The 14,314-nt window shown below is 70.9% G+C and carries 14 protein-coding genes; 9 read left to right on the forward strand and 5 right to left on the reverse strand.

Annotation, left to right across the window (positions count from 1 at the left end; all coding sequences use genetic code 11):
• The first annotated feature begins 100 nt into the window (after positions 1-100).
• The 3 genes from ASE44_RS14600 to ASE44_RS14610 all read left to right on the forward strand — a co-directional run bounded on the left by ASE44_RS14600 (position 101) and on the right by ASE44_RS14610 (position 3,417).
• Positions 101-466, forward strand: coding sequence for a MerR family transcriptional regulator (locus ASE44_RS14600; RefSeq protein ID WP_056781500.1), 366 nt, complete (start codon positions 101-103; stop codon positions 464-466).
• Positions 467-506: 40 nt separating this feature from the next.
• Complete coding sequence (locus ASE44_RS14605) at positions 507-1,481, forward strand: alpha/beta hydrolase fold domain-containing protein (RefSeq protein ID WP_056781505.1); 975 nt, start codon at positions 507-509, stop codon at positions 1,479-1,481.
• A 169-nt stretch (positions 1,482-1,650) separates the two neighbouring features.
• Positions 1,651-3,417 (forward strand): glycoside hydrolase family 3 protein, encoded by a 1,767-nt coding sequence (locus tag ASE44_RS14610; RefSeq protein WP_056781507.1) that lies wholly within the window; start codon positions 1,651-1,653, stop codon positions 3,415-3,417.
• A 125-nt stretch (positions 3,418-3,542) separates the two neighbouring features.
• On the opposite strand, the gene ASE44_RS14615 is transcribed toward ASE44_RS14610, so the two are convergent.
• Positions 3,543-4,565, reverse strand: a complete 1,023-nt coding sequence (locus ASE44_RS14615) for a LacI family DNA-binding transcriptional regulator (RefSeq protein WP_056781988.1) — start codon at positions 4,563-4,565, stop codon at positions 3,543-3,545.
• A gap of 25 nt (positions 4,566-4,590) precedes the next feature.
• Positions 4,591-5,667 (reverse strand): carbohydrate kinase family protein, encoded by a 1,077-nt coding sequence (locus ASE44_RS14620; RefSeq protein WP_056781515.1) that lies wholly within the window; start codon positions 5,665-5,667, stop codon positions 4,591-4,593.
• A 125-nt stretch (positions 5,668-5,792) separates the two neighbouring features.
• Here ASE44_RS14620 and ASE44_RS14625 point away from each other — a divergent pair, with 125 nt between their 5' ends.
• The 4 genes from ASE44_RS14625 (at position 5,793) to ASE44_RS14640 (ending at position 9,484) form a co-directional block, all read left to right on the forward strand.
• Positions 5,793-6,635, forward strand: coding sequence for a class I fructose-bisphosphate aldolase (locus ASE44_RS14625; protein WP_056781518.1), 843 nt, complete (start codon positions 5,793-5,795; stop codon positions 6,633-6,635).
• Complete coding sequence (locus tag ASE44_RS14630) at positions 6,632-7,810, forward strand: Gfo/Idh/MocA family protein (RefSeq protein ID WP_235522656.1); 1,179 nt, start codon at positions 6,632-6,634, stop codon at positions 7,808-7,810. The genes ASE44_RS14625 and ASE44_RS14630 overlap by 4 nt, the downstream gene beginning before the upstream one ends.
• Before the next feature lie 141 nt (positions 7,811-7,951).
• Positions 7,952-8,503: a GIY-YIG nuclease family protein gene (locus tag ASE44_RS14635; RefSeq protein WP_056013046.1), complete on the forward strand. Its 552-nt coding sequence runs from the start codon at positions 7,952-7,954 to the stop codon at positions 8,501-8,503.
• 39 nt (positions 8,504-8,542) lie between these two features.
• Positions 8,543-9,484, forward strand: coding sequence for a linear amide C-N hydrolase (locus ASE44_RS14640; protein ID WP_082456111.1), 942 nt, complete (start codon positions 8,543-8,545; stop codon positions 9,482-9,484).
• A gap of 68 nt (positions 9,485-9,552) precedes the next feature.
• Here the strand turns inward: ASE44_RS14640 and ASE44_RS14645 are convergent, their stop codons facing one another.
• Entirely contained in the window at positions 9,553-10,524 is a 972-nt protein-coding gene (locus ASE44_RS14645; RefSeq protein ID WP_056781524.1) for a LacI family DNA-binding transcriptional regulator, read from the reverse strand.
• 60 nt (positions 10,525-10,584) lie between these two features.
• Positions 10,585-11,313 carry an SDR family oxidoreductase gene (locus ASE44_RS14650; RefSeq protein WP_056013037.1) on the reverse strand — a complete coding sequence of 243 codons (729 nt, stop codon included), beginning with the start codon at positions 11,311-11,313 and terminating at the stop codon, positions 10,585-10,587.
• 221 nt (positions 11,314-11,534) lie between these two features.
• Here ASE44_RS14650 and ASE44_RS14655 point away from each other — a divergent pair, with 221 nt between their 5' ends.
• Together ASE44_RS14655 and ASE44_RS14660 are read left to right on the forward strand one after the other, a co-directional pair.
• Positions 11,535-12,227: a nucleoside/nucleotide kinase family protein gene (locus ASE44_RS14655; protein ID WP_200921124.1), complete on the forward strand. Its 693-nt coding sequence runs from the start codon at positions 11,535-11,537 to the stop codon at positions 12,225-12,227.
• 49 nt (positions 12,228-12,276) lie between these two features.
• Positions 12,277-13,770, forward strand: coding sequence for a mannitol dehydrogenase family protein (locus tag ASE44_RS14660; protein ID WP_056781527.1), 1,494 nt, complete (start codon positions 12,277-12,279; stop codon positions 13,768-13,770).
• A gap of 303 nt (positions 13,771-14,073) precedes the next feature.
• On the opposite strand, the gene ASE44_RS18725 is transcribed toward ASE44_RS14660, so the two are convergent.
• The coding region (locus ASE44_RS18725; protein ID WP_056781531.1) for an HNH endonuclease signature motif containing protein at positions 14,074-14,314 on the reverse strand (241 nt) is incomplete at its 5' end.

Genomic DNA, 14,314 nt, shown 5'->3' on the forward strand with positions numbered 1-14,314 from the left:
CACTGGTGTCAGGGTCAAGTCGGCGCACGACAGCTCGGGAATACCCGGCCGACTCGGACGGCTGCTCAAGATGGACACATCTCGTTCGAAGGGGTCTTGCATGCGCATCGGCGAACTGGCGGCGGCCACCGGGAGCACCCCGCGGCTGCTGCGGTACTACGAGCAGCAGGGCCTGCTCCGACCGACCCGCTGCGCGAACGGGTACCGCGAGTACGGCGACCACCTCGTCGCGAAGGTGCAGCGCATCCGCGAGCTGATCGCCGTCGGCATGCCGACCGCGCTCATCCTGCAGATCCTGCCGTGCTTCGAGGACGACGACACGATCTACCAGGTGACGCCGTCGGCCGAGGTGCTCGAGCGACTCCTCGAACACCGGGCGCGGCTCGACGCCAAGCTGGGCTGCATCCAGGCCAGCCGGGACGCCATCGACGTCTACCTCGACCGCGTCGGCAGCGTCGTGGTCTGAGGCGGCCGGGTCGACGGAGCCGGCTGGGTAGGCTCGGCAGATGGCACTCGACCCCTACTACCGCGACCGGCTGCAGCTCTTCGATGGATTCTCCGATGCCCAACGCGCCGCGGCGGGTGGGGCGCTCGACGAAGCGTTCCAGGAGCGACTCGCGGCCTACGGCGACGACGGGCCGTGGCAGCCACCGGTCGACGTCGTCATCACCGACGAGGTCGTCGACGGCCCCCACGGCGAGATCCCGATCAGGCGCTACGTGCCCGGAGAGGCCGACCAGGCCGCCGCCCATCTCGCCCGTCCCGCCCTCCTCTGGGCACACGGTGGTGGGTTCGCAGCGGGGACGCTCGACTGGCCGGAGGCGCACGTCGTGAGCGCCGAACTGGCCGCTCGGGCCGGAGCCGAGGTCGTGTCCGTCGACTACCGGCTGGCGGACGGGGTCACGCGCTACCCGGTGCCACTCGACGACGTGCTCGCCGTCTGGGAGTGGCTCGTCGACGAGCGGTCGGTCGTCCCCGGATCGCGGACGGCGATCGGCGGTGCCAGTGCTGGAGCCGCCCTCGCGCTCGCCGCCTCGCTCCGCAGCGACCGCCGAGCGGACGCCGTACTCCTCGCCTACCCGTTCCTCCACGCGGTCGTGCCGCCACTGCCGCAGGACGTCCTTCCGGAGATGGAGGTCCTGCCCGACATCATGCGCTTCCCGCGGGAGTCGATCGAGTGGATGGTCGAGAACTACGTCGGCCGCCTCGACGACCTGCCGGAGCTCGCCCTGCCGGGGGTGGTGCAGGTGACCGCCGACCGCCCGCCGCTCTCCGTCCTGCTGTCGGAGTTCGACGACCTCCGCCCGTCCGGGGAGGCGCTCATCGCCGCGTCGGAGGCCGCCGGGGCATCCGTCCGCAGCCGGCTCGAACCGGGCGTCCTCCACGGGCACCTGAACCGTCATCCCGTCGCGCCGGGTGTGGCGCCGTCGCTGGATTGGCTGGCCGAGGGGCTGCGCGCGATGGAGGAGCACGCCGGGTAGACGAGGACGCAGCGCGAATCGCCATCTCCGGACGCGTTGCGCGATCGTCGACAGCGTGCATACTAGAGACAACCTCCGTTCCCGAACGGGGTTCGGTTTTCATGCTCGGCCCGTTCGGGTACGGGTGATCCCGACGCTGCTCCACTCATCGACGAGAAACGGACCACCCATGAGCGTTCCCGAACCCGCGCCGGCCTACCGCGACGCAGCCCTCCCGGTCGACGAGCGCGTCGACGACCTCCTCGGCCGCATGACCGTCGCCGAGAAGGCCGGCATGCTGTTCCAGACGATGATCGCCCCCGGCCCGATCGACGAGGCCAACCCGCACATGGGCCTCGCGAGCGGCGAGCACATGATCGGCGAACAGCTGCTGACGCACTTCAACGTGCTCGGCACGGCACCCGACACCACGGCGCTCGCCGAGTGGACGAACGCCCTCCAGGAGCGGGCGTCGCGCACCCGGCTCGGCATCCCCGTCACCCTCTCCACCGACCCGCGCAACCACTTCACCGACAACGTGGGCACCGCCGCCCGAGCCGGAGCGTTCTCCCAGTGGCCGGAGACGCTCGGCCTCGCCGCCATCGGATCCACCGAGCTCGTCGAGACCTTCGCCGACACCGCACGCCAGGAGTATTTGGCGGTCGGTATCCGACTCGCCCTCCATCCGCAGGTCGACCTCGCGACCGAACCCCGCTGGTCGCGCATCGGCGGCACCTTCGGCGAAGATGCGGAGCTGAGCGCCGAGCTCGTCGCCGGCTACATCCGCGGCTTCCAGGGCGTGGAACTCGGGCCCGACTCGGTGTCGACCATGACGAAGCACTTCCCGGGCGGCGGGCCCCAGCTCGACGGCGAAGACCCGCACTTCGCCTACGGACGCGAACAGGTCTACCCGGGCGGCAACTTCGACTACCACCTCATCCCGTTCCGTGCCGCGATCGCCGCCGGTGCCGGACAGATGATGCCGTACTACGGGATGCCCGTCGGCACCGAGCACGAGGAGGTCGCCTTCGCGTTCAACCACGGCATCATCACCGGGCTGCTCCGCGAGGAGCTCGGCTTCGACGGCATCGTCTGCACCGACTGGGGGCTCATCACCGACACCTCGATCATGGGGCAGGACATGCCCGCCCGGGCCTGGGGACTCGAGCACCTCGACGAGCTGACACGCGTGGAGCGCATCCTGCAGGCCGGCTGCGACCAGTTCGGTGGCGAAGCCCGACCGGAACTCGTCGTCGAACTCGTCGAACAGGGACGCATCACCGAGGACCGCATCGACGCGTCCGTCCGGAGACTGCTCCGCGAGAAGTTCGTGCTCGGGCTCTTCGAACAGCCCCTCGTCGATGCGTCGGCCGCGAGCGGGATCGTCGGGCGTGCCGACTTCATCGCCGCCGGCGAGGCCGCACAGCGCCGGGCCTTCACGGTGCTGACGAACGTCGACGGGACGCTCCCGGTGCGCTCGCCGCGTCCGCGGCTGTACGTCGAGGGGATCGATGCGGCCGTGGCCGCCGGCTACGGCGAGGTCGTCACCGACCCGGCGTCGGCGGACTTCGCACTCGTCCGTATGCAGACGCCGTACGAACCCCGGCCGGGCGGGTTCGAGGCGATGTTCCACGCCGGATCGCTGGACATCCCGGCCGACGAGGTCACCCGCCTGCTGGACCTCGCCGCGACGGTGCCGACGGTGCTCGACATGCACCTCGACCGGCCGGCGATCCTCACGGGCGTGGTCGACGCGGTCGCGGCGCTCGTCGCGAGTTTCGGCGGCAGTGATGCGGCGTTCCTCGACGTCGTGTTCGGTCGAGCGCTGCCGGAGGGGTCGCTGCCCTTCGACCTCCCGCGGTCGATGGCGGCCGTCGAGGCGAGTCGGTCGGACGTGCCCTACGACACCGAGGACCCGCTGTTCCGCTTCGGCCACGGCCTGCGCTACCCGGGTTGACCGGTCCCTGAGCGACCCCCGCCCCGCTCCCTGAGCGCCCGCTCCGGTCCCTGAGCTTGTCGAAGGGCGCCCCGGTCCCTGAGCGCACCCCACGCCGGTCCCTGAGCCTGTCGAAGGGCCCCCGCTCAGCGCTCGGAGCCGCGCAACTCCAGGTGCACGTCGAGCGTGTGGGTGGTCGGTGGGCCGGCCTCACCGGCGATGAGGGCCAGCAGGGTCTCGGCGGCGACCCGCCCCATGAGGGCGACGTCCTGCGCGACCACCGACACCGCCGGCGTCACGAGGGGTGCCGCCTCGAAGTCGTCGAAGCCGACGAGCGGGAGGCGACGTCCGGCCGCGGCGAACGCCTGCATGGTCCCGATCGCTGCACGGTTGTTGGCCGCGAACACCCCGTCCACGACGCCGTCGCGGAGGAAGCCGGCCACGACCGCGGCCGCGTCCTCGACGGAGTGCGCGCCGTCGGACACGATCGGCTCGGGCGGCGCGGCCCCGGTGGCGCTCACGTGGTCCGCCTCGGCGAGGGCCTGGTGGTAACCGGTCAGTCGTTCCCGCATCGTGTACAGCTCGAGGGAGTCGCCGAGGAACGCGATCCGCCGGGCTCCGCCGTCGAGCATCGCCGCCGTCGCCCGGCGTGCCCCGCCCGCGTTGTCGGCGAGGACCGTGTGCACCTCGACCGACTCCAACGGTCCGGTCGGGCGGTCCACGAGGACCATCGGCGCGTGCTCCACCGTGCTCGTCGCCCACGGCGTCGTGGCGTGCCGAGGCGGAACGACGATGAGCCCGTCGACGCGCTGCGCGACCAGGCGGTCGACGAGGAGTCGGTGCCGGCCGGCGTCCTCCTCGGAGCTCGCCGACATGAGGAGGTAGCCGTGTTCGGTGCAGACCCGTTCGACGGAGCGGGCGAGCACCGAGTAGTACGGGTTCGCCAGGTCGCCGATGATGAGTCCGACGACCTTGCTCGACCGTCCGGGCCTGATGCTCGCCGCCGCGAGGTTGTGCCGGTAGCCGAGCGACTCGATGGCCGCGCCGATGCGTTCCGACAGTTCGGTGTTGATGTTCGTCGCGCCGTTCACGTACCGCGAGACCGTCTTGAGACCGACGCCGGCCGCTGCGGCGACGTCGTTCATGGTCGGGGGCCGGGAGCTGCGCATGATCACCATCCTGGCCTACCGCCGATCACGCGGCGGGTCGGTCGGGCGATGCGTCCGTCAGGAGCGGGCGGAGGCTCGGCCGTAGCCGGACGATCTCGTCCGCGGTCGGCCGGAGACCGGCGATGACCGCGGCGGCACTGGATCCGGCGACGTCCGCCGCGGCCGCGGGTCCTGCGCCGCGTGACATAGCGAACAGCAGACCGGCGGTCGAGGCGTCTCCGGCGCCGTTCGTGGACACGAAGGCCGGAGCGGGGACCGGTGGTGCGAGGAGTGCCGCGTCGGCCCAGGTCTCGGCGAGTGGGGCGAGCATCCGGCCGGCGCTGCGGAGGCGGTCGACGCCGGCGGCGCGCACCACGAGCCCGTCCTCGCCGGCCGAGATCGCCACGACGCCGGCACCCCAGGCGAGGAGGAGCTCGGCGAACGCGGTGGCCTGCGCCCGGGGTGACGGCGCGGTGTCGGCAGGGAGGAGCGTCGTGCCGAGGGCGGATCGGAGGTCGTCGACGCTCGGGCTCACGACGTCCGTGAGGGGGAGGGTGCGCCGGAGGATCGCCTCCCAGTCGAGGGCGCCCACCGTGCTGCTCGGGTCGACGACGGCGAGGTCCATCGAGGTGGTCGCGCCGTGCGTGCGGACCCGCTCCAGGAGGGCGGCGAGTGGCGCGCCGTCGTCGGCGACGATGCCGGGCAGCAACGGCGGATACCCGAGGTGGACGAGGTCCGCGCCACCGACGGCGAGGTGTTCGCCGGTGAACACCTCGTTCGCGCCCGTGTGGTGCCAGAACGTGCGGTCGAGGCCCTCGGGTTCGACGACGACGCTGTACGAGGTCGCCGCCCGGTCGGTCACCTCGAGTGCCGGATGAAGGCGGGGCTGCGCGGCGATGCGGGCGGCGACGATCGCGCCGAGTTCGTCGTCACCGACGGTCGCGTGCAGCCGGACGTCACTGCCGAGGTCGGCGAGCGCGAGGCCGGTGTTGGCGACGCATCCACCCAGCGAGATGCGGAGCGGGCCGGTGTCGATGAGCGCGCCGGGGTCGATCCGCGCGCTCGCGCCGAGCCGGGGCGACAGATCGACGCAGATGTGGCCGGCGACGACGATCTCGCCCATGGACCCTCCGTTCTTCGCGTCGACGCTCAGCCGACGCAAGCTAGACAACGTTGTCTCAGGCCACTACTGTGACACACCGAGGGAGGATCCGGAAACCCTTCCCGTCACGATCAGGAGCCGCCGCAATGTCGCTGTACCGCCTCAATCGTCTCTTCAACGCCCGATCCGGTCGTGCGCTCGACGTCGCCGTCGACCACGGGTTCTTCGGAGAGCGTTCCTTCATCACCGGCATCGAGGACATGGGCAAGGTCGTCCGCACCCTCGTCGCCGCCGGTCCCGACGCCGTCCAGCTGACTCTCGGCCAGGCCCGACACCTGCAGCAGGTCCCCGGCAAGGACAAGCCGGCACTCGTCCTCCGGACCGATGTCGCGAACGTCTACGGCAACCCGCTCGACTCGCTCCTGTACAGCCACCACGTGCCGCACGCGATCGAGGAGGCCGTCCGGCTCGACGCCGTCGCCGTGTGCGTCAACCTCATGCAGATCCCCGACCACCCCGAGGTGCGGGAGGCGAACATCCGCTCCATCATGGCGCTGCGCCGCGAGGCCACCCGGTACGGGATGCCGCTCATGATCGAGCCCCTCGTCATGCAGGACAACACGACGGCCGGCGGCTATCAGGTCGACGGCGACATCGAGAAGATCGTCACGCTCGTGCGTCAGGCGGTCGAACTGGGGGCCGACCTCGTCAAGGCCGATCCGAGCAGTGACATCACCGAGTACGGGCGCGTCGTCGAGGTCGCGGGTGACGTCCCCGTCCTCGTCCGCGGTGGCGGCCGGGTCGATGACCGGACCCTGCTGGAGCGCACGGTGGCCGTGCTCGACGCCGGGGTCAGCGGCATCGTCTACGGCCGCAACATCATCCAGCACGAGCACCCGGCGGCCATCACGGCGGCCCTCATGGCGGTGCTGCACGACGGTGCCGACGCCGACGCCGGCCTCGCGATCCTCGAGGCGGCCCGCGCGTGAGCGCCGAGCAGGGGACGACCGACCGGGTGGCGGCGGAACGCGTCAACATCGCGATCATCGGCGGCGGCCTCATGGGGCGCGAGATCGCCGCGGCCATCCAGCGCTGGCCCGCCCTCATCGACCACCCGGTGCGACCCCGGCTGACGGCGGTGTGCGACATCAACCCGGCCGCCCTGGACTGGTTCGATGAGATCGACACCGTCGTGACGAAGACCACCGACTACCACGAGCTCCTCGCCGACCCGTCCGTCGACGTCGTCTACGTGGCCGTGCGTCACGACCTCCATGAGCAGATCTACACCGACGTCATCCGCGCCGGGAAGGGTCTGCTCGCGGAGAAGCCGTTCGGGATCGACGCGGCGGCGGCGCAGTCCGTCCTCGCGGCCATGGCCGAGCACCCCGAGAGTTTCGTCCGGTGTTCGAGCGAGATGCCGTTCTTCCCGGGTGCGCAGCTGGCGATCGACTACGTCCGCTCCGGCGCGCTCGGCACGATCGTCGAGGCGCGCAACAGCTTCCTGCACTCGAGCGACATCGATCGCGGCAAGCAGATCAACTGGAAGCGCCAGACGCAGTTCTGTGGCGAGGCCGGCGTGATGAACGACCTCGGCATGCACACCTGGCACGTGCCGTTGCGGCTCGGTTGGGCGCCCGAGAGCGTCTACGGCGTGTTGCAGAACATCGTGACCGAACGCCCGGGCCCCGACGGTTCGCTCGTGCCGTGCGACACGTGGGACAACGCCGTGTTGCACAGTTGGGCGAGCCATGACGGCGTCCGTTTCCCGCTCACGACGGAGACGAAGCGCATCGATCCCGGGCAGAAGAACACCTGGGAGTTCGAGGCGATCGGGCTCGACGGCGGCGTGCGGTTCAGCACGAAGAACCCGAAGCTCGTGGAGGTGTTCGCGATCCGGGACATCCCGGGCGGCGGGCGCGAACAGGTGTGGCAGCAGCTCGATGCGGGGAGTCAGTCGGTGTGGCCGACGGTCACCGGGCCGAACTTCGAGTCGGGGTTCTCCGACACGATCCTGCAGATGTGGGCGGTGTTCCTGGCCGAGCGTCACGGCTCGCTCGGTGACCGGTTCGGTGCCGCCCGTCCTGAAGAGGCGGCGCTGACCCACGACATCTACCGCGCGGCGATCCGTTCCCACGAGGAGGGGCGAGCGATCGCGATGTGACCTGCGCGCCGGCTGGGAGGCCACCCGACCGCCTCCCAGCCGGGAGCGTGCCGTGGTGGCCCTGGGCTCTTCGACGAGCTCAGGGACCGGGCGCGGGCTCAGGGACCTACGGGTGTCGGCGGGTTGGGGGAGACTCGCCACATGTCCGACAGACGATGCGTGCAACCCGGATGCGACGACACGGCTCCACGGGACGCGCCGGTCGCGCTGTGCGAACAACACCTCGCGCTCGCCGCCGAGTGGGCCGGACGCCGATGGGGCGTCCTCGACACCCTGCCCTCGCCGTGCATCATGTGCGGCTCACGGCTCGGCCGCGACTACCCGTCCGGCTGGTTGTGCGCCACCTGCGAGTGGAGACAGGGCGAGGTGCCCGACGACGACCTCGCCCGACCACGGATCGACGTCGTCTACTACCTCCGCCACGGCGACCGGGTGAAGATCGGCACGACGACCAACCCCCGCCAACGCTTCGCCGCGATCTGGCACGACGAACTGCTCGCGCTCGAACGCGGCGACCGACACGTCGAACGAGCCCGGCACGAGCAGTTCGCCCGCGAACGCCTGGAACGCTCCGAGTGGTTCACCGGTTCACCGCGGCTCCTCGCCCACATCGCCGCGGTCGCCCGAGACGTCGACCCCTGGGACGGGTACGCCCGCTGGCTCAGCGAGGCGGCCGCACTGCGTGGGCGATAACCCCTCCGGCGAACACCGCGCGCGGAGTACGCTCAGCGCGTGTGCACTCGAATCTTCTGGAATGACAACGCGGTCGCCAAGACGGTGAGCCGCTGCATGGACTGGTCCGCAAGCGACGAACCGGAGCTGTGGTTCGTCCCGAGCGGCACGGTCCGGGGCGGAACCGGGGACGCCACCTCGCATCGGTGGACCTCCCGGTACGGCAGCGTCGTCACGAGCATGTGGGGGATGGGGACCGTCGACGGCCTGAACACCGCCGGCCTCGGTGCGCATGCGCTCTACCTCGACCCGGAGGATGTGACGTTCGCCGAGCCCGACGGTCGCCCGACGGTGTCGAACGCGCTCTGGGTGCAGTACCTCCTCGACAGCTTCGCGTCGGTCGCCGAGGCGATCGCCGACATCGACACCGTCCGCATCACGTCCCCGTTGTTCCGCGGCCTCCAGATGGGCATCCACATCGCCATCGAGGACGCGTCGGGTGACTCCGCGATCATCGAGCCCATCGACGGCCGGCTCGTCGTCCACCACGGCCGCGAGTACACCGTCATGGCGAACTCACCGAGTCTCGACGAGCAGCTCGCCAACCGCGACCGGTACCGCCCGTTCGGTGGCGAGCTCCCGCCTCCCGGGGACATCACCTCGCTCGACCGGTTCGTGCGCGCGTCCTACTTCCTCCACTACCTGCCGGAGCCCGAGGGCACCGTGGAGGCCGTGGCGGGCGTGTTCCAGCTCATCGCGAACGTGTCGGTCCCGTACGGCGCACCGTATTCGACGGGCGACGTGTACCCCACCTGGTGGCGGGCCGGGGCCGACCTCACGAACCGGGTGTACTACTTCGGGTCGACGAGGAGCCCCAACATCTTCTGGGTCGAGCTCGACCGGCTCGCCGACGCCGACGAGGTGTTGCGGCTCGACCCGCGCGATCCCGACCGGGTCGGCGACCAGACCGCGGAGCTCGCGCCGGCGGTGCTGAGCTACTAGGGGCGGTCGGGGACTCGTGGGCCCTTCGACAAGCTCAGGGACCGGCGGTGGCTCCGGGACCGGGTGACTCAGGCGACCCGGCAGGAGTCCCGCTCGACGAGGTGCACCGGGAGGACGGTGCTCCGGCGATAGCGTCCGTCCGGGCGGTCGAGGCGGTCGATGATGCGTTCGGCAGCGAGTCGGCCGAGGGTCTCCGGATCCTGCGTGATGACGGACACCGACGGTCGCAGGAGCTCGGCCAAGGGGAAGTCACCGAACGCGACCAGGGGCGGCGGGTGCTCGGCGAGTGCGGGCAGCAACGCCATGGTGCAGACGGCGTTCGACGAGAAGAGGGCCGTCGCCCGTGGGCCGACCGCCGCCAGCGCACCCGCGGCCCCCACCCGGGTCTCCGCGCCGAGGACGACGAGGTCCTCGTCGACGGGCAGCCCGGCTCCCGTGAGTGCGGCCCGGTATCCGCGCAACCGCTCGGCCGTCGTCGGCAGGGCCAGCTGGTCGCCGATGAAGGCGATCCGTCGGTGGCCGTGCTCGACGAGGTGCGTCGTCGCTGCGAACGCCCCACCGAAGTCGTCCTGCGTGAAGGAGTCGGCGGCCAGTCCGCCGGGTGCACGGTCGACGAACACGAACGGCGTCCGTGACGCCCACGCGGCCAGGGAGCTCTGGTCGTCGCCGATCGGCGCGAGCACCACCCCGGCGAGCTGCCGCCGCAGCATCGGTTCCAGCACCTCGCGTTCGCGGTCCGGATCGTCGCCGAGGCTGGTCACGAGCGTCGACATGTCGTGGTCGCGGGCGGTCCGCTCCACCGCCCGGGCGATCTCGGCGAAGAACGGATCGACGATGTCGGGCACGGCGACCCCGATGACCGAGGGGCGGCCGGACCGGAACGAGGTGGCGAGCGTGTTCGGCACGTAGTCGAGCTCGCGCATGATCGCCTCGACGCGTTCCCGCGTCTCCGGGAGCACGTGTGGATCGTCGTTGAAGACGCGCGAGACGGTCTTCGCGCTCACGCCGGCGGCTGCCGCGATCTGTCGCATCGTCGCCATGCGTCGTCCTCCCTCCCGCTCGTGTTGCTCGTGCTGGCCGCACGGCCCGTGCCGACCGGGTCAGCGTGCGGTGTAGCCGCCGTCGATCGGCAGCGAGACGCCCGAGATCATGCCGGCGGCGTCGCTGAGCAGGAAGGTGATGGGGCCGGCGATGTCGTCCTCGGTGGCCCACTTGCCGAGCGGCATGGCCTCGAGGAACGGGCCCTCGATGTCGGGGCGGCCCCAGTACCAGGCGGACATCGGCGTCATGACGACCGTCGGGTTGACGGCGTTGACACGGATGCCGTATTTCCCGAGTTCGAGGGCGGAGACCCGCGTGATGTTGTCGAGGGCGGCCTTCGACGAACCGTAGGAGATGTGACCCGACAGGGCGACGAGGGAGGCCTGGCTGGAGACGTTGACGATCGCGCCGCCGCGTTCCTGGCGGATCATCTCGCGCGAGGCGTACTTCGTGACGAGCAGCGATCCGCGCGCGTTGATGCTGATGACCTTGTCGAAGACCTCGATGTCGGTCTCCTGGGGGGACGCGATCTCGCCGCCCCAGCCGCCGGAGTTGACGACGCCCCAGATGTCGCGACCCTCGATGGCGTCGCGGATGCTGTCCTCGGAGGTGAGGTCGAAGGGCAGCGGTTCGGCACCCGTCTCGGCGGCGATGGCCTCGAGGTGCTCCACGTTGCGGCCGGAGGCGATGACCTGTGCGCCCGCTGCGACGAGGTGGCGGACGGTCGCGCCGCCGATGCCGCCGCTCGCTCCGGTGACGAGGATGGTACGGCCGTTGAAGTCAGTCATGGGTTCTTCCGATCGACGTGAGGGGCCCGTGCGTCGGTGCACCGGGTCGCGAAGATCATATCCACGGAATCACCGTCATGTCACCCGTGACATGACATTTCGGGCCAATGTCGTGACACCGGTGACATGCGCGGTTGACACGGGCATCGCCTGGACCTACCGTGAGTCGGGCGACGGCGCGACCGCGACGACGCCGACCCGACGAGAGGTGGAGCATCACGATGGGCGGCAGCACGACCGGGATCAGCCTCGACGAGCTCGTCGACCGAGCTCGGGCCCTCGCCGCCTCAGGGTCGCGACGCATCCTCGGCATCGTCGGCGCTCCCGGCGCGGGGAAGTCGACCGTCAGTGACACGCTCGCCGCGGCCCTCGGCGACCAGGCGGTCATCGTCGGCATGGACGGCTTCCACCTCGACAACCCCGAACTCGTCCGCCTCGGGCGACGCGACCGCAAGGGCGCCCCGGACACCTTCGACGTCGACGGCTACGTCGCCCTGCTGGCGCGGCTCGCCACGAGCGGTCGCACGGAGTCCTCGCCCGGCGCCCCGGTCTACGCGCCCCGGTTCGACCGCTCACTCGAGGTCTCCATCGGCAGTGCGGTGCTCGTGCGCCCCGAGGTGCCGCTCGTCATCACCGAGGGCAACTACCTGCTGTTCGACGATCACGGCTGGCAGGACGTCGCCCGGCACCTCGACGAGTCCTGGTACGTCGACGTGGACGACGAACTCCGCCGCGACCGCCTCATCGCCCGACGCCTCGGCCACGGCCACCCGCGGGACGAGGCCGAAGCCTGGGTGCTCGGGGTCGACGAGCCGAACGCCCGCCTGGTCGACGCCACGAAGCATCGCGCCACCCGCGTCGTGACCCTCGACGCCACCACGCCGCTGGCAACCGAGTCCAGCCACGGCGCCTGACGACCACCGCACCATCCGGAACCCGCTCACCGACGAGAAGGCACCACCCATGACCCAGCTCTCCGACGCCACCCTCACCGCCCTCGACCCGCAGGTGGCCGTGCCGTCCTACGACCGTTCAGCGGTCCGCCCCGGCATCGTCCACTTCGGGGTCGGCGCCTTCCACCGTGCCCACGGGGCGATGTTCGTCGACCGTGTACTCGCCCTACCCGGCGCGGAGCACTCGTCCTGGGGGCTCGTCGGCGTCGGCACCCTGCCCGGCGACGCCGCGATGCGGGACGCGCTGGGTGCGCAGGACCGGCTGTACACGCTCGTGACGACGAGTCCCGACGGCGAGGCCGAGGCGCGCGTGGTCGGGTCGATCGTCGAGTACCTCTTCGCACCCGACGACCCGGCCGCCGTCCTGGCCCGGGTGAGCGATCCCTCGACCCGGATCGTGTCGCTCACGATCACCGAGGGCGGCTACGGCGTCAACGATGCGACGGGCGCGTTCGAACCGAGCGACGGTGCGACCCTCGCGGATCTCGACGGCCTGCCGGCTGGAGCGCTCCCGCAGAGTCCGCTCGGCTTCATCGTCGCCGGCCTGCGCGCTCGTCGGGACGCCGGTGCGGTGCCGTTCACGGTCATGTCGTGCGACAACATCCAGGGCAACGGCCACGTCGCCCGCACGGCGATCCTCGCGTTCGCCGAGCGGATCGACCCGTCGCTCGCGGCCTGGATCGCCGCCGAGGTGCGCTTCCCGAACTCGATGGTGGACCGCATCACCCCGGCGACGACCAACGAGCAGCGGGCGATGGTCGCGGAGCGGTTCGGGATCGAGGACCGGTGGCCGGTGCTGTCGGAGTCGTTCGAGCAGTGGGTGTTGGAGGACGACTTCAGCGACGGCCGTCCGCCGTACGAGCAGGTCGGCGTGCAGCTGGTGGAGGACGTGGAACCGTACGAGCTGATGAAGCTCCGGCTGCTGAACGCCTCGCATCAGGCGATGAGCTACCTGGGATTGCTCGCGGGGGAGACTTACGTCCATGACGTCTGCCGCGATGACCTCTTCGCCCGGTTCCTCCTCGGCTACATGCACGAGGAGGCGAGGCCGACGCTTGCGCCGGTGCCGGGGATCGACCTCGACGCCTACAGTGCGGAGCTGATGCGTCGCTTCGGCAGTCAGGCGATCAAGGACACCCTGGCTCGGCAGATCGTCGACGGGTCGGAACGGATCCCCAAGTTCCTGCTTCCGGTCGTGCGGGAGCAGCTGCGGACGGGCGGAGGGATCGCGCGCTCGGCGCTCGTGCTGGCGGCGTGGAGTCGGTTCATCGAGGGTGTCGGTGACGATGGTCGGGAGCTGCAGCCGGTCGACCGGCGGCTCGCCGAACTGCAGGCGGCCGTCGCTCAGGAAGCCGAGCGCCCCGGGGCGTTCCTCGACCTGGAGGTCGTCTTCGGAGACCTCGGCCAGGATGCGCGGCTCCGTGAGGCGTTCGTCGCGGCGCGCGACCGACTGGCTGCCGTCGGTGCGCGTGCGGCCGTCGAGGAGGTCGTCGCCGCGGGTTGACCCGTGCGGCGTGCGGCGGACCGGTCGCCGAGCGTGTCGGGGTGTGGTCCCTGAGCGGGTGTCCGCGGTCCCAGAGGGCTGCACCAGTCCCTGAGCGCCCCACCGGTCTCAGAGCGCAGCACCGGTCCCTGAGCCTGTCGAAGGGCGTGGTCGTCCGTGGGCCCTTCGACAGGCTCAGGGACCGGGGCTCTGGTTTCCGAGAGTGACGCGGGGAGCGAGTGGCCCCCGTCTCTGCTGGCAGTTCCGGTCCCTGAGCTTGTCGAAGGGCAGGGTGGTTGCCTGTGGGCAGACGGGTGCCATGTGTCACGCGGCGAGGCGGATGCGTCCGCCGCGGATGGGGGTTTGGTGTCGGTCGATGGTGCCGGGTGGGATGAACCAGGGGACGCCGTCGCGGACGTCGATGTTCCAGTGGTCGTCGTGGATGCGGTGGTGGTGGAAGGGGCAGAGGAGGATGCCGTTGTCGAGGTCGGTGGGGCCACCTGTTGACCACCAGTCGAGGTGGTGGGCTTCGGTGAAGGATGGTGGGTGGGTGCAGCCGGTCCAG

The sequence above is a fragment of the Plantibacter sp. Leaf1 genome (genome assembly GCF_001421315.1).
Classification (GTDB): Bacteria; Actinomycetota; Actinomycetes; order Actinomycetales; family Microbacteriaceae; genus Plantibacter.